Source organism: Aristaeella hokkaidonensis (genome assembly GCF_018128945.1).
In the GTDB taxonomy this organism is placed as follows: domain Bacteria; phylum Bacillota; class Clostridia; order Christensenellales; family Aristaeellaceae; genus Aristaeella; species Aristaeella hokkaidonensis.
The window spans coordinates 807,672-828,888 of record NZ_CP068393.1 but is presented as its reverse complement, the minus strand read 5'-3'; the positions used below and the strand labels follow the sequence as shown (position 1 = coordinate 828,888).

Genomic DNA, 21,217 nt, shown 5'->3' with positions numbered 1-21,217 from the left:
TAATTATACATCCCGCCTCCGGCTGTCGCAATGCCGCGGACAGTCCGGATTCCGACCATCTATGCCATGTTAAATAACTGCATGGCTTCATTCCGGTCCCTTTCAATCTGCGCTGTCAGATCCTGAGGGGAAGCGAACTTCCTTTCCTCACGGAGCATCTTCAGCAGGGTAAGCCTGACCTTCTGTCCGTATAGTTCCGGACTTTCTGTCAGTGCGTGGGCCTCCACGGTAACTTTGCCTGAGGGCATTGTCGGCTGTATACCAATATTCACTACAGCTGGCAGCGTGTCGTTCGTTGTCTCCAGCAGGCCTGTATAAACCCCGTATTTCGGCAGTACCTTGCGTTTCCACGGTTCAATATTCGCCGTCGGGAAACCGAGTCCGTGGCCCTGGTGTTTCCCCTCTGCAACGGTTCCTGTCAGGCTGTACTGATAACCGAGCAGTTCAGCCGCCCGCTCTGTTTTACCTTCTTTCAGATTCTGCCTGATCAGGGTGCTGGATATCACTGTCCCGTCTTCCAGCGTGGCCGGCGGTTCAATGATCACTTTGTATCCGTGTTTCTCTCCGTCAGCCTTCAGCAGTTCCGCCGTTCCGCGTCCCTTCCGTCCAAAGGAGTAGTTCCAGCCGGCAACGACAGCCCTGACATCCAGAAAGCTCCTCATTCTGTCCAGGAAAACTTCAGGTTCCATATTCGCTGTGGACTGATCAAAGGGAATCAGTTCCATTTCATCCACACCGATTCCATACAGGAGCGAAGCTCTTTCCGGAATAGTGGAGATCATTTCCGGCGGATTCTCCGGCCGGATGATTTCCAGCGGATGCCGGTTAAAGGTGCAGACCCGCAGCGGTACGCCAATCTCATCCGCAAGCCGCTTTGCATTGAGAAGCAGGGTTCTGTGGCCCCTGTGGACACCGTCAAACATTCCCAGGGCAACGACCCTCTCCCCCGCCTTGTGCGGTCTTTGGAGCACGTGCATTTCAGTTCATCTCCTCAGTTTCCTCAGGCGCAATCTGCGCCTTCCAGACCAGTTCTTCCCCCCGCCTGACAGCGATTCCCCAGAATTGATTCTTCAGGTAAACCCTGACAGGGTCTCCCTCCTGAATAGATTTCGCATCGGGGAACAGCGGCAGCTTGGCGCCGTTTATCACGGTTTTCCCGAATCGTACCGGTACATCTGTTTTCGGCAGGTGTCCCAGTGCATAGTCGGGTGGCAGCAGTCTGGATTCAAGCTGCCCGGCTTCCGCCAGGGCTTTGGCTTCTTCCAGCGTAATCGCGTTATCGATGGTAAACGCACCGCTTCTTGTCCGGAGAAGACTGCGCATATGGGCAGGGCATCCGCATTTGTTTCCAAGGTCTTCGCACAACGTGCGGATATAGGTTCCCCTGCCGCAGTTAACCCGGATCTCGAATCCGTGATCTTCCGTCTCCCGCAGCAGTTCAATCCGGTCAATCCTTACTTTCCGGGAGGGTACTTCCACCGTCTCACCTTTTCTGGCCCGCAGATACAGCGGCTGTCCTCCGACTTTAATGGCACTGTACATACTGGGAGTCTGGGTGATCTCTCCGGTCAGTTCACTGGCAGCCTTCAGGAAGGTCTCCCTGTCCGGATAATTGGTTCCTTCCTCTATCACGTTACCGGTCGCGTCCTGTGTGTCCGTTCTGGATCCGAAGGCACATACCGCCACATATTCCTTTTCCTTATCTGCCAGATAATCAAAAAGCCGCGCGGCTTTCCCGGTCATCACGGGCAGCACGCCTGCGGCTTCCGGATCCAGTGTCCCGGCATGTCCTATACGTCTGATGCCGGTAAGCCGGCGCAGCACGGCCACAACGGCCGCGCTGCTCATTCCGGTTGGTTTCAGGATATTATAAAAACCGTTCATTTTCTATCCATTCAGTTTACGGATCATGGCGTCCAGCACGTTTCCGGCTGTTTCATCCAGTTTTCCGTATAATGTGATACCGGAGGCCTGCGGATGTCCGCCTCCTCCGAAGCTTTGCGCTATGTCACTGACACAGTCCGGCTCTTTTGCACGGAGTGAGAACTTGATTGAACCGTCCTGAGCCTCTCTGGCCAGCATTGCCATTCTGGTTCCGACCGTGTCCAGACCAAAGTTCACAAGCGTGTCGGCATGCTCACTCAATGCTTCGCATTCCTCAAAGTCACGCAGGGTTAGTTTCATGGCAGCGATCTGCCCGTTTTCGTAATACTGCAGGCTGTTCAGTGCCCTGCCCATCAGCAGTACCTGCGGTTTCGCCCGCTCCCGGAACAGAATCCGGTTCAGTTTTGCCAGGGGCAGGTCTTTGCCCATCAATTCGCTCATGATTTGGAAGCACTCGGCATTTGTGGACGCAAAAGCAAAATTGCCCGTGTCTGTGCTGATCCCTGTATACAGGCAGATCGACATATCCCTGTCAATTTCGATTCCCAGTGCAGCAATCTGTTCCCGGATCAGGATACAGGCTGCCGGAGCATCTCCGTCCACACTGTTCTCTTCCATAAAGAGCGGATTGGTCGGATGATGATCAATCTGGGCCGTATGTCGGCTTTTGGGAATCAGCTGATCGCAGCAGCCAAGCCTTCTGATATCGCTCACATCCACTGCCAGCATCAGATCGAAAGGCGCTTCATCTCCGGTCGGTATACGCATTTCATCGATTCCCGGCAGGAAAGCCAGTTGATCCGGAACCTTTCCGTCGCAGAACAGAAAAGGTTCCTTGCCCATTCTCAGAAGCGCAATCCGTATGGCCGTGGCACATCCGAGTGTGTCGCCGTCCGGGTTAATGTGGCTGCAGATGGCGATGCGCTGTGCGTCCCGGATCAGCCGGGCGATTGCGTCAGGATTCCTGCTCATCATCGTCACCGGATTTGTCCTCCGTGCCGATCGCTTCTGAAAGAACCTTGGCGATATGCACACCGTAGGCGATATTCCTGTCACTGACAAAAATCAGTTCAGGCGTATAGCGGATGATCATCCGCTTTCCAAGCGAACGGCGGATATAGCCTTTTGCATTCTTCAGAGCATCGATCAGTTCGTCCCGCAGCTCATCCTCCAGCACGCTGATATAAATCTTTGCGTACCGCAGGTCACCGGTCACTTCCGCCCTGGTCACCGAAAAGGTTCCGCAGATTCTCGGATCATGCAGTTCTTCCCGGATGATGGCGTCAACTTCCCGACGAACCTCTTCCGATATTCTGTCAATTCTCTGGTAACTCATGTCAGCGCGGGATCTCCTCCATAATGTAGCACTCGACCACGTCGCCTTCCTTGATATCGTTATGACCCTCCAGGCTCATACCGCATTCATATCCGGCGGCCATTTCCTTCACGTCGTCTTTCAGGTGGCGCAGGCTGCTCAGCTTGCCTTCGAACACCACCACGTTGTCACGCAGCAGGCGTACGCCGGCATTCCGCTGAACCTTGCCGTCCGTAACATAGCAGCCGGCAATGATACCGGAACCGGTAATCTTGAAAACATTCCGGACTTCCGCATGGCCCAGCAGAACCTCACGGTACTCAGGCTCAAGCATGCCTTTCATGGCCAGTTCCATATCCTCAATTGCCTTGTAGATGACCGTGTACATCCGGACGTCGACTTTCTGCTTTTCGGCAGCTTCCCGGGCGGAAGCGTCCGGCCGGATGTTGAAGCCGATGATAATTGCGTTGAAAGCGGAAGCCAGGTTGACGTCGTCCTTGGTAATCGCACCGGCAGCGCTGTGCAGTACACGGATCTTTACCTCGTCATTGCTCAGTTTCTCCATGGCCTGCTTTACAGCTTCCACAGAGCCTTGCACGTCTGCCTTGATAATCAGGTTGAGGGTGGTCACCTTGCCGGCCTCGATAGAGGAGAAAAGGTTTTCCATGCTCATCTTGGCCATGGTGGCCTCACGGCTTGCCTTGATCTTTTCACGGCGTTCGTCCGCAACCTGGCGGCTCAGGTGATCATCGCCCACTGCGATCATCTCATCGCCGGCGCTCGGTACATCATCAAAGCCCATGATTTCGACCGGCATGGACGGACCGGCTTCGCTGACCCGCTCGCCCTTATCGTTGATCAGGGCACGGACCTTACCGGAAGCAAGACCGGCAATAATGCTGTCTCCCACGTGCAGCGTACCGTTCTGCAGCAGCACGGTGGCCAGCGGGCCTCTTGCTTTGTCCAGCTTGGCCTCAATAATGACGCCCTTGCCCAGACGGTTCGGGTTCGCCTGCAGCTGCAGCATATCCGCCTGCAGCAGGATCATTTCAAGCAGGTCATCCACACCCTGTCCGGTAACTGCGGAAACGGGAACGCAGATGGTTTCGCCGCCCCAGTCTTCGCAGACCAGGCCATACTGGGTCAGGTCCTGCTTGACTCTGTCGGGGTTTGCGTCCGGTTTATCCATCTTGTTGATGGCAACAATCACCGGTACTTCCGCCGCCTTCGCATGGTTGATGGATTCAACCGTCTGGGGCATGACGGAGTCATCTGCGGCAACAACCAGTACGGCAATATCCGTTGCCTGGGTGCCGCGGGCACGCATGGCAGTAAAGGCTTCATGGCCGGGGGTATCAAGGAAGGTAATCTTCCTTCCGTCCACGTCCACGGTGTAGGCGCCGATATGCTGGGTGATGCCGCCGGCTTCACCGGCAGTCACACGGCTCTTGCGGATGTAGTCCAGCAGGCTGGTCTTACCATGGTCAACGTGACCCATGATTGTAACAACCGGAGGACGGGGCTGCAGGTTTTCTTCCGCGTCGTCAAAGTCTTCCGCAACCAGGGCAGCTTCCGCTGTCTGTTCCTGCTTGCGCTCGAGTGTAATCTCAAAGTCGGAGCAGACCAGCTGGGCTGTGTCAAAATCGATTTCACTGTTGATGGTGGCCATGTTGCCAAGCAGGAACAGCTTCTTGATAATTTCGCTGGCAGACTTGCCGATTTTTTCCGTCAGGTCGCGCACAGTGATGGTGTCGCCGGCCATGTAAGCTGTTTCGATTTTGATGGGGGCCATCATCTGCTGGGCGCTGGGCTTCTTGGCGCGCGCCCGCTTGCCTCCGCGGATCACCTCATCATCATAGCCGTTGAAGTGGGCGTTCTTGCTCGCCTGCTTCCTGTTCCGGCTCACATGTTCAGGATCGTGCTGACGGATATAATTCTTCTTGTTCGGATCGTAATTCGACACCCGTTCCTTTTCCATCGGTACGGCAAGTTCAGGCGTACGCTGTCTTCCGCCTCCGGCAGATCCCTGGCGTCCACCGCCGAAACCGCCGCCCTGGGGACGCGGTCCGCCTGCCTGTCCACCTGCAGGACGGCCATACTGACCGGGCTGACCCGCAGGACGGCCAAACTGACCCTGCTGTCCTGCAGGACGACCGTACTGTCCGGGCTGTCCGGCGGGACGGCCATAGGGACCCTGCTGTCCGGCAGGACGGCCGTACTGTCCGGGTTGTCCGGCGGGACGGCCATAGGGGCCCTGCTGTCCGGCAGGGCGGCCGTAGGGGCCCTGCTGTCCGGCGGGACGTGCGGGCCTGGCAGGCGGAGGATTGTCCCCCGGTCTGCTCATAATCTGACCGATTGCAGGTTTCTTCGGCGCGGCAGGCCGGCTGGGATCCGGATCATCCGGCGTAGCCACGTAGGATTCAATCTTCTTTGCAGGCTTCTTCTCTTCCGCGGCGGGTTTGGCGGGCTCTGCGGGTTTCTCTGCCACCGGGACTTCCGCTTCTTTTCTGGCGGGTTCCTCGGCTTTCTTCACAGGCTTCTCGGGAGCGGGCTCAGCTGCTTTGGAAGCTTCTTCCTTACGGGCAGCTTCCATCATCTGCTTCTCGTCATCGTCCAGCATCGTGAACGCCTTCGTATGGGCAGACTGCGCTTTCATCTGTTCCTGCTGCCTGCGGCGTGCGGCTTCTTCTTCGGCCTGGCGGTTCATTTCTGAATCAAGCCGCTTCAGCGCGTCAAAAAGACCGTCCGCTTCCTTCCGGATTCTGGTGGCTTCCTCCAGAATACCGGAGGCCTCCTCTACCAGTTCTTTCGTGGCATCTTTTAATTTCACATTCGCCATTCGGTGTTGTTTCCCCCCGTCGCTCATTTGAACTCTTGTTTCTGGTTCAGGTAATACTTACTCTTCATTCATGGACTCTTTCAGGATCTGTTCCGCAAAGGAACCTTTCCGAATTCCCAGAATCATGTTGCTCTTCCCCGTTGCTGCTTCGATCAGTCCTTCAGGCAGGATTCTCCGGGGAGTTCCTGTCCTTTCACACATCTCTTCAGCCTTTTTACGGGTGTTATCTGCAGTTCCGCTGTCAATCAGCAGAACACCGCATTCTCCGGATCTGATCAGGATCCTGCAGGCGTCCGATCCTGCGGCTGCCTGTCTGGCCCTTACCGCAAGCCCGATCATGCCTTTCACTTTCTGATCGTTCACTCCGGATCACTCCCGTCAGCGTTCAACCGTTCCATTTCAGCAGTCAAAGCTTCGGTTATTTCCGGTGTCAGTGTGATCTCAAGCTGTCTTTCCAGCTGTCTTTGCCGGATTGCCCGCTGCAGGCATTCCGCCCGGCGGCAGACATAGGCGCCCCGTCCGGATTTCTTTCCGGTAGGATCCAGAACCGCGTCCCCCTCCGGCGTTCTGACGATCCGGATCAGTTCACGCTTCTCTTTCATCTCGCGGCATCCGACGCACATCCGCATCGGAATCTTCTTTGGTTTCATAGAACCTCCACGCTTCGTTGTATCCGGATGCCCAGTGGTATCCTTCTTACATCGTGTCGTCGTCGCCGCCTACGCTGTCGTCAAAGTCCATCGTAAAGCTGTCGTATGCAGGCGTCTCCACCTGGACAAACTCGGTCATCTGGCCGTTGTCGTCCACCATGTCGTCCATCTCAGCAGCCTGGCTCTGGCTCTTGATATCGATCTTCCATCCGGTCAGTTTGGCTGCCAGGCGGGCGTTCTGCCCTTCCTTGCCGATCGCCAGGCTCAGCTGGTTATCCGGCACGATCACGCGGAATGCTTTTTCATCCTTTGCCTGGTACACGCTCAGCACGTGGGCGGGATTCAGGGCATTGGCCACAAACTCTGCAGGGTTGCCGGACCACTTGATGATGTCGATCTTTTCGCCCTTCAGTTCAGTCACCACGCGGTCAACACGGCCGCCGCGCTGTCCGACGCAGGCGCCGACGGGATCGATCATCACGTCAGCGCTGTGAACGGCTATCTTGGTACGGCTTCCTGCTTCGCGGGCAATATTCTTGATTGTTACGATGCCGCCGGCGATTTCAGGCACTTCCATTTCGAACAGGCGCTTGACCAGGTTCGGATGAATCCGGCTGACGTATACCTGGGGAGTATATCCCGCATTCTGGCTTGTCTTGTGTACTTCAAGGATATAGACCTTGATGTGGTCTCCATCGTGCAGTTCCTCGCCGGGGATCATTTCATCCTTTTCCAGTACGCCCTCGGTACGGCCAAGGTCGATATACGCAGCCTTGGGTTCAATCCGCTCAACAATACCTGTCAGGATTTCGCTTTCCTTCTCGATATATTCGTCATAGATCTTTCCGCGTTCGGCTTCACGGATATGCTGGATAATCACCTGCTTGGCCGTCTGGGCAGCCACGCGCAGGAAGCCGTTGGGCGTAACGTCCACTTCGGCAATGTCTCCCATCTGATAGGAGGGATTGATCTTCTGCGCTTCCTTCAGGCTGATCTGGTTGGTGGGATCTTCAATCTCCTCGTCCTCCAGGATCAGTTTCCGGGCATATACAGAAATACTGCCGTCCTGGCGGTTCACAGTAACGTCCAGGTTGTTCGGAGCAGTTTCCGTTTTCGGCAGGTTCTTCCGGTATGCGGCCTTCAGGGCCTCCTCAATGGTCTTGAAAAGAGCCTCCTCAGGGATTTCCTTTTCTCTGGCCAGCATTTTAATTGCGTCTATGACTTCGGATTTCATGTTTCTTGTCCTTTCTCACGTCTCCGTGTTGTTCTCATCATCACCGGAAAGATCGACGTCCTCGATGCCTTCCATATCCACCACCGGCTTGACCAGTGCGGCTGCCTTCCGCGGCACCAGCATCCTGCCTTCACCCGTATCGATCACGATGTTTCCTTCTTCAAGGCCGGCCAGGACTCCGGTAATAATCTTTGTCCCGTCTATCGGCTTGAAGAGTTTAACCTCGATCTCACAGCCTAGATTCCGTTCAAAATCCCGGTCTTTTTTCAGCGGCCTGTCAATGCCCGGGGAAGAAACTTCCATGAAGTCGTAATCCACGCTGTCGGCGGGTGTCCTGACAGCTTTGTGGAATGCCTCGCAGTCATCCAGGCTTACGCCTTCTTCCTTGTCGATGTAAAACCTCAGATATTTTCCTGTCGGCTCTTTGTCCATGCAGACGTCAACGAGCTCGTAGCCCATCTGCTCTGCAATGGCACGGGCCTTCGCTTCCAGGCTGGTAAGCGATTCCGTCTTCGATGCCATCTGTCAGTCTCCCATCCTTTCCGGGCAATGAAAAAGAGCGGAAAACAAGCCCTCCATCAGCCAGCGCCGACCGTGTCCGGGAACATGTCCCCATACCGGTCTCCGAAGGCCTTCAGGCTGTTTCCGTTCTTTACGTTAAACCCTTCTTTCAAGGCGTTGCGCCGCTTTTAATCGTATGGAAACCATACGCAGGAAAGTATAGCATACTTCCCTGCGCATAGCAAGCCTTATTTTTCAATTAGTACAAGGATTTTCTGGGGGTATTTTACACCTTTTCATACACAGGAATCACATCGACCGGCGCCGGGGCTGTCACAGTGCGTCCGCCCTTCAGAATTTCCCCGCTGTTCAGGTCTTTCCACCGTCCCTCAGGAAGATAAACCTGCCGTTCGCGCTGATGGAGTTCCAGAATCGGCGCAACCAGGTACCGGCTTCCGAACATGTACTGGTCCTGCAGTTCCCAGCATCTTGCGTCCTCCGGGAATTCAAAGAACATCGTCCGGATCAGCGGAGCCCCGGTTTCGTGAGCTTCTCTGTACAGATCCCGGATATAGTCGTGCATGGCAATCCGCACGTCATAATACTTCCGCATGATGCGGTAGTTTTCTTCTCCGTAACTCCAGAGTTCATTCGGCTGGCCTGTATGAAGGTAGCCGCCTCCCCGTTCCCGCTCATCGAGCGGCGGAATATTGTATGGTCCCCGGTCTCCGTGCATTCGCAGCACAGCGCTGAAAACAGCGAACTGATACCAGCGGATCAGCAGTTCCTGGAACGCCGGATCATTCACGTCATCTGTCATAAATCCGCCGATATCCGTCGTCCACCACGGGATGCCTGCCAGTCCTATGTTCAGTCCCGCCTGCAGCTGCTCCCGGAAGGATTCGAAAGTGCTCGGAACGTCGCCGGACCAGATAACATTCCCGTATTTTTGACTGCCGGCCCAACCGCACCGCAGCAGGTTCACGGCCTCGATACCTTTTTCTGCAGCCATGGGTTCATAAAAAGCCCTGGAGAACATCTGGGGATACAGGTTGCTGCAGCTCAGAGCCGGTCCTGTGCAGTAACGGTAATTGTCAAAGTCATAAACTCCGTAGTCCGGCTCGGAATTATCCAGCCAGAAACCGTCAATACCCAGGTCATAATAATTCTTTTTACAGACTTCCCAGATATACTGCCTCGCCGCCGGGTTAAAGGGATCGATTTCAACACAGTCTCCCTGGTAATCATAGGTTTGTGCTGCGCCGCGCTCTGTGCGGATCAGCAGGCCCCTTTCCATCATCGGCCCGAAGTTTTCGCTCCGCCGGTCAACGCTGGGCCATACGGAAACAATGACGCGGATGCCCATGCTGTGAAGTTCATCCACCATCTTCTTCGGATCCGGCCAGTAGGTTTTGTCAAACTTCCAGTCTCCCTGGACTGTCCAATGGAAAAAGTCAATCACAATCTGGTCGATCGGGATGCCTTCCTTCCGGTACTGCCTGGCAACCGTAAGTACTTCCTCCTGTGTACGGTAGCGCAGCTTGCATTGCCAAAGACCCATCAGGCTGTCCGGAAACATGGGAGCCCTTCCTGTCACGGCGGTATATCCGTTCAGGATTTCTTTCGGGTTCTCTCCCGCACAGATCCAGTAATCCATCTGCTGCGTGCTTCGTGCAACCCACTCCGTCATGTTGCTGGCAAAGGTAACTCTTCCCACCGCCGGGTTGTTCCACAGCAGGCCGTATCCCAGGGAACTGATCATGAAAGGTACGGAAATCTGGCTGTTTCTCTGTGCCAGTTCCAGCATGGTGCCTTTCAGGTTCAGATCCGGCTGCTGGTACTGGCCCATGCCGTAGATCTTCTCTTCCCTGTTGGGATCAAAACGGACCGTCAGCGTATACTCGCTGCCGCCGATATTGCCCTTCCATTCCCTGTTCACGATCTTCAGGCAGCGGCTGGTCTGCACCAGTGTACCGCCGTAGGAACGGTAGTATTCCCGCAGGATCAGTTTCCCGTCGCGGTAAAAACTGATCACGCCGGCGAAATTCACTGTAGCGCGGATGCGCCCGTTCCGGATTTCAGCACAAGGAACACAGCCGCTTCCGTCCGGATTCTCTTCCGTGCCGATCTGAATTTCACATTCAGTATCCGCCGGTTTCTCTGTCAGGGCATAATCCCGGCTGATCCACGTATCGTACATGACTGCGCGTACACGCAGCGCGTTTTTACCCCAACCTTCAATCCGAAGCGTTTCTCCGCCCCGGCTTGCTGTCAGGGCATTTCCTTCCTTCCGGAAAATCATCCTCGGTCTCCTTTACTCTGATATTCTTTCCAGAACCATGGCTGACCGGCAGGGACTGTATACGTCAAATCCCAGGCCCCGTCCTTCTGTATAGGTTGTCTGGTAGATATAATCGTGATCAATCAGTCCGGCGCCGCCAAAGCGTTTTTCATCCGTGCTCAGGATCACCCTGTATGATCCTTCTCCCGTGGTATGGGCATGGAGGAAAAACTGCTGTTCAGAATAGCTGTTGTGGAAATTGAACACAAACAGGAGTCCGCCCCGGCTGAAAGTAATGATCTTCCTCTCAGGATCGATCCACAGGCTCACCGCGTTCGGATCATCCAGAAGCTTCCGTTCCTTCGCAAGGTTGATCATTGCCTTATCGAAATCGTTCAGCCATTCAAATTTCAGCTGCGGATTATCCACCAGCGACCATTGTCTCCGGCAGTATTTGTAACTCCAGCCGTTTCCTTCCCGCGGGAAGTCAATCCATTCCGGATGGCCGAATTCATTGCCCATAAAATTCAGATATCCGTTTCCTCCAAGGCTCATCGTATACAGGCGGATCATTTTATGCAGTTCAATGGCGCGGTCCATGGTCAGGGAGTGATACTCCTTCATCATGCCCGTGTACATTTCAGCGTCTGCCATCCGGAAGATGATTGTTTTATCTCCCACCAGCGCCTGGTCGTGGCTTTCGCAGTATCCGATGACTTTTTCCATGGGACGGCGGGTAGTCATCTCGTACCACAGGCCGTTCACATTCCAGTCCTCGTCCCGGGTGTCTTTCAGCAGTTTGATCCAGTAATCAGGTTCGCCCATGGCCAGCCTGTAGTCAAATCCGATGCCGCCCTGTTCAATCGGCAGGCACATGCCCGGCATGCCGCTCATATCCTCTGCCACAGTGGTGGCATTCGGATTGACCTCGTGGATCAGTTCATTGGCAAGCTGCAGGTAATTCAGGGCATCCAGGTCTGTATTCAGGTTGAAATACATGTCATAGTTCGTAAACGCGCTTCCCAGTCCATGATCATGGTAGATCATGCTGGTTACGCCGTCGAACCGGAAACCGTCAAAATGATACTGTGTCTGCCAGTATTTCAGGTTGCTCAGCAGGAAATGAAGCACTTCGGTCCGGCCGTAATTGAACAGCTTTGTACCCCAGGCCGGATGCCATCCCTGTCCTCCTGGCAGGAAGTACTGATCCTCCGTACCGTCCTGGAACTGCAGTCCTTCTCCCACATTGGGACATGCATGGCTGTGCACCACGTCCAGCAGCACACGGATTCCCATTCCGTGCGCAGTATTCACCAGATACTTCAGATCCTCCGGATCACCGTACCAGTGGGCAGCGGCAAAGAAGTTTGTCACCTGATAGCCGAAGGAACCGTAATAGGGATGCTCCTGGATAGCCATCAGTTGTATGGTGTTGTAACCGAGATCCTTTACCCGGGGCAGTACGTTTTCCGCGAATTCACGGTAGGTTCCGATTCCTTCCTTGTCCTGGCTCATACCGACGTGAGCCTCGTAGATCAGTGGTGCGTCCGGCGCTTCAGCCATAAACGCCTCATCTGTCCAGGCATATTCTTTCTCCGGATCCTGAACCTGTGTGCAAAGCAGACTGGTTTCAGGATCCATGGCAACCTTTGTGCTGTATGCCGGAAGCCGTTCAAACCAGTTCTCGCCTTTCCGGATCCACAGTTTTACGTTCTGTCCCTCCAGCAGGCTGTCTTCTCCGGGGAGCACAATTTCCCACACGCCGTTCTCTCCGCGGTCCAGCGGATGAGATTCCCTGTTCCATTGGTTAAAGTCGCCCATCAGGCGCACTTCATCCGCGCCGGGAAGCCATTCCCTGAAAACCCATCCGGTTTTCGTCCTGTGGAAGCCAAAGAAAAGATATCCGTTGGCAAAATCAGACAGGAAAGCTGCCCCGTCCACCAGCTGCCGGCGTTTTTCCTTGAACCGGTCCATGCGCAGAACAATATCTGCCTCATACGGGGCAAGCCAGGGATCAATCTCTGTAATCTGATAGGGAGCATTCAGCTTTCCGACATCCATTTTTATCTTCCTCCGCCTCTTATTGAACCTGTACCTGTTGTCCGTTCAGATCGTAATACCGCGTTGATGAAAGCTGTTTATATTCGTTATAGAAATAGCGGATTTCACTGTAGCCCGCGGATACCTCCGCGGCCTGTCCATCCGTTCCGAGGAAGACACGGCTTACCGTCGCCCCGTCCTCGTCCTTTTTGTCCATATAGCCGGCATAGCCCTCACTGCACCGTACAGGATTCCCTTCCGTATCCTGATACTGCACCTTTTCAAGTCCGCCCTGGAAATCATAGCTATACAGCACCGCCCCGACTCCCAGCTTGTTGTTGGTTCGTTTCCCTTCGCTGTCCAGGAAGCTTTCCTTAACAATGCGGTCGTCCTTCATTTCCCTGACAGTCGTGGCCACGCCGGCACTGTCAGCAACCACCGCGTCATTCAGATCCCGCCGGGTCACTTTTACAATGTTATCTCCGTCGTATGCATACTCTTCCCAGGCGTATCCGGCTCCCCTGTCAGTCAGCTGCTCATTTACGTCATAATACTTTATGCTGGTAATCCTGCCTTTATCATCCCGGCTCTTCACACACCGGAACCATCCGTCCGGTCCTGTCGCAGGACTTCCGTCGGCATGGTCATAGCGGGTGGAAAGCACCCGGTATTTTTTGTCAGTTTTCTGTCGGACAGCAGCATAGCCGTCAACACATTCCACCGGGTTTCCCTTTGTATCCCGGTACGTCCGGGATGTCATCGTCTTACCGCTGTATTCACAGAATACGGATGCATAACCAAGGGACGGAACTATGACCTGCTTTCTGTTGGCCCCGTAATAGGTAATGCTCCGGATCTCGCCAAAGCCGTAATACGTCATGACTACCAGAGCATATCCCTGCCTGTTTTCCACACGGTTGCCCTTTGCATCCAGGAATTCAATTTCTGTAATGTTTCCGCGGCCGTCCTTTGCAGTTCGCTTGCCGTAATACCCGCCGCTGACCTCGTACGGAAGTCCTTCGGCGTCATAATACTGTTCAATGGTTTCATCCCGTTTATAGCTGTATATGACGCGTGCATATCCTTCCGGACCCGCCGCCGGGTTTCCGCTGTCATCGGCCCATAATGTCTCCGTGATTTTTCCGTTTGCTTCTGTATTTTTAGCGCTGATCTCACCCATTGCGGGGAAAGCCGCGAGTACGAGAATCAAGAATGCGATTAATCCAGCCAGATAGTTCTTTCTCATCAATGTTTTCACCTGTCTTGTCTGTTTTTTTCTTCGGGGGATTGGACGATTCCTGTCATTTCAGTATAACAAAAAGCCCGGTGTAAAACAACCGGGCCGGATCACCAATATCCTTTTTTCTCCGGAAAGATTTGTCTTGCCGTTCAGCATTCAGACTGTGGATAAAGCAGAGCCTGGCAGACTGTACTCATTCCGGGAATACAATGCTTTTCTTCCGTTTTCCCGTCAGTCCGGATGCATTCTTTGATTACTTGGCCGGTTTTTGTCTCCATCGAATCCAACGGATTTGCTTTTCTCCGGAAAGATCCGTCACCTGCAGATGGTATCCTTCCAGGTCGAAACAGCGGGTTTCCAGATCAAGAACCGCCGGCGTATGATAGGCGGCGTCTTCCGGATTCGCGTCAAGCAGCGTCACAATGACGCCCCCGTAGGGAGGCTGTGTTGTTGTGTCCCCCATACCTTCCAGATAGTTCCTGTAGCGTTCATAATAAACGCTGCTGCCGGTTGCATGAATCAGAAGCGGATAGTGAAGATAAGGCCGCAGATCTTCAGGCAGAGACCGGGCTGTATATCCGTAATCCAGCAGGGTACCGATAAACATGGCGGAATGATAGCCTCCATCCTCATGCTGAATACAAAGGATATCACCGACATTCAGTTCTTCCACACGTTTGTTTCCGGTCTTTTTTGCTGCCTTATAAATCACGTACTCTTTATATTGATTCTTGTTCAGCAGATTGGAAATGGAATCATGAGGCGTGTATCCCGCCTGTTCAACCACCCATCTTGTGAAGCCAGCGCAGTCCAGTCCGTAAAGGTATTGATTTTCTGTTTTGTAATAATCTGATTCCTGTTCCGGATGAGCAGGCTCCAGGATCTTTTCTGTATCCCTTCCGCCCCAGAAATAGGGGCATCCCAGCGGATATCTCGCTTCAATTCCTGCCCCGGTATCCTCGTTATATCTTGTCAGAAAAGGATTCCCTTCCTCCAGCATGGAAAGCGCGGCATCCAGAACATGGTATCTGTCCGCTATTCCTGCGGAAGTCAGCAGAATCATCACAGCTGCGGTCAGCAGGCAAATTCTCTTCAGAATCTTCATGATTTCAGAAACTCCTTTATTCTGTTTAAACCCGTTCTATCCGGTCTTTCTCGCTTTCCTTTTCCGGTTTGCAGAACCGTCGGATAATGATTTTATGGGTACATTTTTATCTATATCCACGTAATTGTCAATGCGTTTTTTTGGGGTTACACATCAGGCATTTTTCTTCTCTGTTTTGGTTACCTGTGCACGTTTTCTGAACGTTTTTTTCACTTATACAATGAAAAAAGTCCGGCCTTGCCGGGCCGGACTTCCCGCTTATATCAAACTACTGAATATTCTCCATAAAATCGCCGATTCCCGTATCCTGTCCGACCTTGGTAAAATACAGTCCGAACAGTGTATTGTCGTGGGGACCAACCGCTTCAAACTGCCAGTTCCGCCGGACCTGACTGCGATGGAATTCAAAGGCTTCCGCGGCCACTTCAAAGCCGGTTTTTCCGCCAAAGGCTTCCAGCGGTACCGTCCAGTCACACGGAATCACGTTTTTCTTGTATTCATGCAGGTAGAGTTTCTTGACCTGCCAGGTACCGTATTTCTTGGCGCTCTTGGGGAACTTGCTTTCTTTTGCGGCAAGCTTCACGCATTCCTTCGCCGCGGCACAGGCCGTCCTGTGGGCACCATGTCCGTACTCACCGTTTTCACCGTGGGTAACCATCACTTCCGGCTGATGTTTCCGGATCACTTCAGTGACAAGACCCAGCACCCTGTTTTTTCCTTTCCAGGCCGTATACTGTCCCTCCACTGTTTTCCCGTTTTTATCCACCAATCCGATGAATTCCGGATAAGCGGTCACTCCGCAATGCCAGATTGCATGAAGCAGTTCCAGTTTTCGTTCTCCGCCCGTCGGCGCCATCACCGCGAGCTGCACCTTTAGCTTTCTCTCACCCGCATAGGTCGGAAGCAGGCCTGCGAACCAGAGAATTTCGTCATCCGGATGTGCGGACAAGAGCATCATGTCGCATTTGTCAATGGTTTGCCAGTCCTGTACGTCTGCGGGCTTTTCCCCTTCACCGTAAAGCTGCAGCTCAGCAATGCGGATTCTTTCCTTGCTGTTCCCTGCGATGCGGATATCATTCACAGCTTCTTTCAGTGGATGCCAGTGTATCAGGTACTGTCCGCCCTCGGCAACGGTCTCCCATTCGTCGTTCCCTGATTTTACCTGGACCGCATATTCAACCGGCGCTCCGTTTTTCTCAAACAGCTTTACATAAACGCCGCCGACGGGAGTCTCGCTGTGAATCTCCAGCCAGCCTTTCTTTTCCTTCAGCGGAAAGTAGGTTCTGAAATCATCATCCTGCATATCTTCAAAATTGCTGGATTTGCCGTTGGCCGTAAACTCGATCCCGGTTTTGATTTCCTTTGCTTCTTCTGCTGCGGCATACATATATATGCAGCAAATAATCAGCATGAAAAGCAGGAATCCTGTCAGTTTTTTCTTCATTCCGCCTCTCCCTTCCGCTGGACGGTTCCTTAACCGTTCTTTGCAGATTGTATACCTCACATCCTGTTTTGTCTACAACTCCTGTTGCCTGTTTCCCATGTCATATTGACAAAGAGAAAGGGATAATGGATATTATTGCCGTTCTTCCTTTTCCGAAGTGAACCGGTAGACCAGTTTTTGAACTTGAAAGGGTTTTATAATATGAGTTATGAATTGAAATCAGCCAGGTATCTTGCCAGAGACATTCTTTCCTGTGTGGTGCAGCCCGGAGATACCGTCATTGACGCCACTATGGGCAACGGTCATGATACCGTTTTCCTTTGTGAAGCGGTCGGCCCGTCGGGCCACGTATATGCTTTTGATATTCAGGAGCAGGCAGTAGCCTCCACAGAAGCCCTTCTGCGCCGGGATAACCTTCTGGACCGGGCGGATCTGTTCTGCTGCGGTCACCAGCATATGGATGAGCATGTCAGCAATCCCGTCAGGGCGGTGGTATTCAATCTGGGATGGCTTCCCGGTGGAGATCATACGGTCACAACATTCTGGGAAACAACCCGGGAGGCGGTATCAAAAGCCCTGAATCTCCTGCTGCCCGGCGGTGTGCTTGTCCTCTGTGCCTACCCCGGTCATCCGGAAGGAGACAGGGAGCGCCACGAGCTGACCGGCTTTTTTGCAACTCTTTCCAATAAAACCTACAACGTGCTCCATCAACGTTTTTTGAACGCAGGTCCCGGTGCTCCGGAATGCTTCGTGGTGCAGAAACTGATCTGAATCAATACAGTAAAAAACATCCCCCGGCAGTAACCGGGGGATGTTTCATCTTTCAGGATCAGTCGTCCTCGTCAGTGGGCGGGGCCGCTTCCTCTTCTTCCTGGACATCCTGGAAGGCGGAATACATCGGCTCTACCTGGATGCCGCGCAGATGACGGTCCACATAGTTCTTTGTGATCTTCGCCACAACGCCGGACAGGGCGATGACGCCGATCAGGTTGGGGATCATCATCAGGCCGTTGAAGGTGTCCGCCAGGTCCCATGCCAGGTTGTCACCCATGACAGCGCCGCCAAATACCAGCAGCACAAAGATTACGCGGTACGGAACGGTATTTTTCTCACCCAGCAGGTATTCGCAGGCTTTCGTGCCGTAGTGACTCCATCCCAGTACGGTGGAGAATGCGAACAGTGCAATGGAAATCGCAATGAAGCTGGATCCGATCACGCCAAACTGTTTGTTGAACACAGTAGCGACCAGATCGTTCTTGGTCAGGCTGCTGAAGGCTTCTGTCAGCACGCCGGTATTCAGGTCGATAATACCGGAGGAAAGCACGGCGAAAGCAGTCAGGGTGCAGACCACGATAGTATCGGCGAACACTTCAAAGATGCCCCACATGCCCTGCTTGACCGGTTCCTTGACGTTGGAGTTGGAGTGCACCATAACAGAAGAGCCAAGACCGGCTTCGTTGGAGAAGACGCCGCGTTTCATACCCCATTCAATCGCCAGCTTCATGCCGTATCCCACAACACCGCCGGCCGCGGCGCTCATCCCAAAGGCGCCCTTGAAGATGGAGGAAAACACGGAACCGATCTGGCCGATATTGATGAAGAAGATGGCAATCGTGCCGATCATATACAGAATCACCATAAAAGGAACGATCTTTTCTGTAACGGAAGCGATCCGTTTCAGTCCGCCCACCACAACCAGGCCGACAAGAATCATCACAATCGCGCCGGTTACCCAGGTGGGAATGCCGAACACGTTCTGCATGTTACCGGAAATGGCGTTCACCTGCGTCATATTGCCGATACCGAAAGCGGCAACCAGGCAAAAGAAGGAGAACAGGCCGGCCAGAATGCGTCCCAGCGTTTTGCATCCTTTTTTGGAGCCCAGTCCGTCACGCAGATAATACATGGCGCCGCCGGACCATTCGCCCTTGGAATTCTTGCGGCGGTAGAAAATGCCGAGAACATTTTCGGAATAGTTGGTCATCATGCCGAGAAAGGCCATGACCCACATCCAGAAAACAGCGCCGGGGCCGCCCATCAGGATTGCGCCGGAAACACCCACGATGTTGCCGGTGCCGACTGTGGCCGCCAGGGCGGTACACAGGCTCTGGAACTGGGAAATGCTTTTATCCGTCGTATGGGAGGTCACATGCTTGTCATGAAAAACAGCCCCGATGGTTTTCTTCATCCAGTGGCCGAAATGTGACACCTGGAAAACCTTCGTCAGCACGGTCATCAGGATGCCTACAAATGCAAGCAGAACCAGGGCGGGAACTCCCCATACAACGCCGTTCACGGCATTGTTCACATTCGCGACATGATCCAGGAAACCGCTGCCTGCTTCTTCTGCTGCAGCAGCAGACGCACTCATCAGCAGTACACCCGGAAGAATCCACGGAACAGACTTTAATCTCTTGGTCATAGTATTCCCACCCTCTCAAAAAGATAATAGAAAACAACGTCTCCGAACCGACTGCCCGAAGACGCCATTGCCTCTTGCGAAGGATTTTACAACCGGGCATCTTGGACTGTCAATTGTTCCCGTGCCCCGAAACAATGAAAATACAAAGCCTTCAGGCGATCAGTCTCCTTTTTCTTTTTCCACGGTCATTTTTTTTCAATTCGGAGATAGTCTCCACCCCTGCTTTCTGTAAACAGTTTTATTTGCCCTTTTATCATTTCCGCACTGTTCAACCGCATATTCAGGGAGTATAATATATTGATTAATCGGCATATGTTTTCGGCATATTCCCGTCCGGTGCACAAGCGGCCCGGATGCCGGTTATATTTTTACCCTGAAAGGATATTTCAGCCTATGAATCTGTGGCTCGGCAAACTCAGTAAAACCCCGCCTGTCACTCTCAGGACACCTGCGGAAACAGCACGTTTTGAACTGGAAAGCTTTTTCCCGCATACCCCTTTTGATCTGTATGAACAGACGGATATGGGTGACGCATATCAGATCGTGCCCGGTAATGACGGTTTCTTCAGCATCACAGGCGGAAGCACCGGCCTGCTGTACGGTGCATATCGCCTCATCATGGATACACTTTGCGGAAAAGCTTTATCCGGTACTGTCACCTCAGAACCGAAGTATTCCCTCCGGATGATCAACTGCTGGGACAACGCTGACGGGGATATTGAGCGCGGCTATGCCGGCCGCAGTCTTTTTTTCAGGAACGGCCGTCTCGAATACAGCACGGAGCGCATACAGACGCTCGGAAGGCTGCTGGCCTCTGTCGGGCTGAACGTTCTGTGCATTAACAATGTGAACGTCCATTACCCTGCCCAGTTGCTGCTGGAGGATTATCTTCCGGATCTGGCCGCCCTGGCGGATCTTTTCCGTCCTTTCGGCGTCCGTCTCATGGTCTCCGTGGATTTCTCCCAGCCCATGCGTCATGGCATTTCCACCGCTGATCCGCTGGATCCTGCCGTGCAGGCCTGGTGGAAGGAAACCGCAGGCCGTGTATACGCTGCTGTTCCGGATCTGGCCGGTTTCCTCGTCAAGGCAGACAGCGAAGGACGCCCCGGTCCCTTTACCTATGGCCGGAATCATGCTGAGGGCGCCAATATGCTGGCGGATGCTCTGAAACCTTTCGGAGGCGTTGTCGTCTGGCGCTGCTTTGTCTATAACTGCCGTCAGGACTGGCGTGATACAAAAACCGATCGTCCCAAAGCTGCATGGGAACACTATGCTTTCCTTGACGGTGAATTCGCGGAAAACGTCATTCTCCAGGTCAAACACGGTCCTTTTGATTTCCAGGTCCGGGAACCCCTCAGTCCCCTGCTTCTCGGGATGAAGAAAACAAAACTGGCCATGGAACTGCAGCTGGCGCAGGAATATACTGGCCATCAGATTGATCTGTACACCATGATTCCCATGTGGAAAGAACTTTATGAGGAACTGCCGGCGGACAATATCATGTCCATCGCGGCCGTTTCCAACCTGGGCGATGATGAGAATTATACCGGTCATCCGCTGGCTGCGGTGAATCTCTATACCTATGGACTTCTTGCCTGGAATCCTGACGTGAACGCTGAGGAAGCCGTTGCCCGCTGGTGCCGCATGACCTATGATTTCACAGACGATCAGGAACAGACTCTGGTCTCTTTGCTTCTTTCATCCCGCCGCACCTATGAAAAGTATACCGCTCCCCTTGGCATCGGCTGGATGATCACACCCCATGAACACTACGGACCGAATCCTTCCGGCTACGAATATGATCTCTGGGGAACCTATCACAAAGCGGACCGGAACGCTGTTGGTATCAACCGTACCCATTCAGGTACAGGATACCTGGATCAGTATCCCGAGGACTTCCGCAGGAAGTATGAAGACCCGGCAGTCTGTCCGGACCTTTTCCTGCTGTTCTATCACCGTCTGCCCTATGATTACCGTATGCGCGACGGCCGTACGCTGATTCAGCGGATCTACGATGATCATTTTGAAGGCTTGGAAGAAACCCGCGTCATGGCGGACAGGCTGCTTGCACTGCCCTTCCCTGAACCTGACGCCTCTGTTATCCGTGACCGCATGAATCAGCAGCTGTACAGCGCCAGGGAATGGTGTGATATCATCAACACCTTCTTCCACCGTCTCAGCGGTGCTCCGGACGCTCATGGCCGCACAATTTATGATTAACCTCCTTTATTTGTTATGAATGTCTTTCCACCGGAGGTGAAT

17 protein-coding genes are annotated in these 21,217 nt (G+C 53.5%); 2 read left to right on the top strand and 15 right to left on the bottom strand.

Features of this window, described 5'->3' with window-relative positions:
• Positions 1–59: 59 nt before the first annotated feature.
• The 14 genes from JYE49_RS03820 to JYE49_RS03755 form a co-directional block, all read right to left on the bottom strand.
• Entirely contained in the window at positions 60–977 is a 918-nt protein-coding gene (locus JYE49_RS03820; protein ID WP_093956145.1) for a bifunctional riboflavin kinase/FAD synthetase, read from the bottom strand.
• Position 978: 1 nt separating this feature from the next.
• Positions 979–1,884: a tRNA pseudouridine(55) synthase TruB gene (gene truB, locus JYE49_RS03815; protein ID WP_093956144.1), complete on the bottom strand. Its 906-nt coding sequence runs from the start codon at positions 1,882–1,884 to the stop codon at positions 979–981.
• Positions 1,885–1,887: 3 nt separating this feature from the next.
• On the bottom strand, positions 1,888–2,859 hold the full coding sequence (locus tag JYE49_RS03810) for a DHH family phosphoesterase (RefSeq protein WP_093956143.1): 972 nt from the start codon (positions 2,857–2,859) through the stop codon (positions 1,888–1,890).
• On the bottom strand, positions 2,840–3,220 hold the full coding sequence (gene rbfA / locus JYE49_RS03805; protein WP_093956142.1) for a 30S ribosome-binding factor RbfA: 381 nt from the start codon (positions 3,218–3,220) through the stop codon (positions 2,840–2,842). The genes JYE49_RS03810 and rbfA overlap by 20 nt, the downstream gene beginning before the upstream one ends.
• A 1-nt stretch (position 3,221) precedes the next feature.
• Complete coding sequence (gene infB / locus JYE49_RS03800; RefSeq protein WP_093956141.1) at positions 3,222–6,038, bottom strand: translation initiation factor IF-2; 2,817 nt, start codon at positions 6,036–6,038, stop codon at positions 3,222–3,224.
• 57 nt (positions 6,039–6,095) lie between these two features.
• On the bottom strand, positions 6,096–6,401 hold the full coding sequence (locus tag JYE49_RS03795; RefSeq protein ID WP_093956140.1) for a hypothetical protein: 306 nt from the start codon (positions 6,399–6,401) through the stop codon (positions 6,096–6,098).
• On the bottom strand, positions 6,398–6,688 hold the full coding sequence (gene rnpM / locus JYE49_RS03790; protein WP_093956139.1) for an RNase P modulator RnpM: 291 nt from the start codon (positions 6,686–6,688) through the stop codon (positions 6,398–6,400). Before rnpM ends, JYE49_RS03795 begins: the two co-directional genes overlap by 4 nt.
• A 46-nt stretch (positions 6,689–6,734) precedes the next feature.
• Positions 6,735–7,922, bottom strand: coding sequence for a transcription termination factor NusA (gene nusA / locus JYE49_RS03785; protein WP_093956138.1), 1,188 nt, complete (start codon positions 7,920–7,922; stop codon positions 6,735–6,737).
• A gap of 15 nt (positions 7,923–7,937) precedes the next feature.
• Complete coding sequence (gene rimP, locus JYE49_RS03780) at positions 7,938–8,444, bottom strand: ribosome maturation factor RimP (protein ID WP_093956137.1); 507 nt, start codon at positions 8,442–8,444, stop codon at positions 7,938–7,940.
• 265 nt (positions 8,445–8,709) lie between these two features.
• On the bottom strand, positions 8,710–10,725 hold the full coding sequence (locus tag JYE49_RS03775) for a glycoside hydrolase family 31 protein (protein ID WP_093956136.1): 2,016 nt from the start codon (positions 10,723–10,725) through the stop codon (positions 8,710–8,712).
• Between the two features lie 12 nt (positions 10,726–10,737).
• On the bottom strand, positions 10,738–12,765 hold the full coding sequence (locus JYE49_RS03770) for an alpha-amylase family glycosyl hydrolase (protein WP_093956135.1): 2,028 nt from the start codon (positions 12,763–12,765) through the stop codon (positions 10,738–10,740).
• 19 nt (positions 12,766–12,784) lie between these two features.
• Positions 12,785–13,990, bottom strand: coding sequence for a hypothetical protein (locus JYE49_RS03765; RefSeq protein ID WP_093956134.1), 1,206 nt, complete (start codon positions 13,988–13,990; stop codon positions 12,785–12,787).
• Positions 13,991–14,237: 247 nt separating this feature from the next.
• Complete coding sequence (locus tag JYE49_RS03760) at positions 14,238–15,089, bottom strand: NlpC/P60 family protein (protein WP_093956133.1); 852 nt, start codon at positions 15,087–15,089, stop codon at positions 14,238–14,240.
• Positions 15,090–15,357: 268 nt separating this feature from the next.
• On the bottom strand, positions 15,358–16,533 hold the full coding sequence (locus tag JYE49_RS03755; protein ID WP_093956132.1) for a PIG-L deacetylase family protein: 1,176 nt from the start codon (positions 16,531–16,533) through the stop codon (positions 15,358–15,360).
• Positions 16,534–16,746: 213 nt separating this feature from the next.
• Here JYE49_RS03755 and mnmM point away from each other — a divergent pair, with 213 nt between their 5' ends.
• Positions 16,747–17,304, top strand: a complete 558-nt coding sequence (mnmM, locus tag JYE49_RS03750) for a tRNA 5-(aminomethyl)-2-thiouridylate-methyltransferase MnmM (protein ID WP_304583303.1) — start codon at positions 16,747–16,749, stop codon at positions 17,302–17,304.
• A gap of 58 nt (positions 17,305–17,362) precedes the next feature.
• Here the strand turns inward: mnmM and JYE49_RS03745 are convergent, their stop codons facing one another.
• Positions 17,363–18,955 carry an alanine/glycine:cation symporter family protein gene (locus JYE49_RS03745; RefSeq protein ID WP_346763056.1) on the bottom strand — a complete coding sequence of 531 codons (1,593 nt, stop codon included), beginning with the start codon at positions 18,953–18,955 and terminating at the stop codon, positions 17,363–17,365.
• 393 nt (positions 18,956–19,348) lie between these two features.
• On the opposite strand from JYE49_RS03745, the gene JYE49_RS03740 reads away from it, so the two are divergent.
• Complete coding sequence (locus JYE49_RS03740) at positions 19,349–21,175, top strand: alpha-glucuronidase (RefSeq protein ID WP_179217196.1); 1,827 nt, start codon at positions 19,349–19,351, stop codon at positions 21,173–21,175.
• Positions 21,176–21,217: the final 42 nt, after the last annotated feature.

Coding starts and splice junctions, on each gene's coding strand:
- JYE49_RS03820 (WP_093956145.1), bottom strand. CDS start 977: ATGCACGTGCTCCAAAGACCGCACAAGGCGGGGGAGAGGGTCGTTGCC.
- truB (WP_093956144.1), bottom strand. CDS start 1,884: ATGAACGGTTTTTATAATATCCTGAAACCAACCGGAATGAGCAGCGCG.
- JYE49_RS03810 (WP_093956143.1), bottom strand. CDS start 2,859: ATGATGAGCAGGAATCCTGACGCAATCGCCCGGCTGATCCGGGACGCA.
- rbfA (WP_093956142.1), bottom strand. CDS start 3,220: ATGAGTTACCAGAGAATTGACAGAATATCGGAAGAGGTTCGTCGGGAA.
- infB (WP_093956141.1), bottom strand. CDS start 6,038: ATGGCGAATGTGAAATTAAAAGATGCCACGAAAGAACTGGTAGAGGAG.
- rnpM (WP_093956139.1), bottom strand. CDS start 6,688: ATGAAACCAAAGAAGATTCCGATGCGGATGTGCGTCGGATGCCGCGAG.
- nusA (WP_093956138.1), bottom strand. CDS start 7,922: ATGAAATCCGAAGTCATAGACGCAATTAAAATGCTGGCCAGAGAAAAG.
- rimP (WP_093956137.1), bottom strand. CDS start 8,444: ATGGCATCGAAGACGGAATCGCTTACCAGCCTGGAAGCGAAGGCCCGT.
- JYE49_RS03775 (WP_093956136.1), bottom strand. CDS start 10,725: ATGATTTTCCGGAAGGAAGGAAATGCCCTGACAGCAAGCCGGGGCGGA.
- JYE49_RS03770 (WP_093956135.1), bottom strand. CDS start 12,765: ATGGATGTCGGAAAGCTGAATGCTCCCTATCAGATTACAGAGATTGAT.
- JYE49_RS03765 (WP_093956134.1), bottom strand. CDS start 13,990: ATGAGAAAGAACTATCTGGCTGGATTAATCGCATTCTTGATTCTCGTA.
- JYE49_RS03760 (WP_093956133.1), bottom strand. CDS start 15,089: ATGAAGATTCTGAAGAGAATTTGCCTGCTGACCGCAGCTGTGATGATT.
- JYE49_RS03755 (WP_093956132.1), bottom strand. CDS start 16,533: ATGAAGAAAAAACTGACAGGATTCCTGCTTTTCATGCTGATTATTTGC.
- JYE49_RS03745 (WP_346763056.1), bottom strand. CDS start 18,955: ATGACCAAGAGATTAAAGTCTGTTCCGTGGATTCTTCCGGGTGTACTG.
- JYE49_RS03740 (WP_179217196.1), top strand. CDS start 19,349: ATGAATCTGTGGCTCGGCAAACTCAGTAAAACCCCGCCTGTCACTCTC.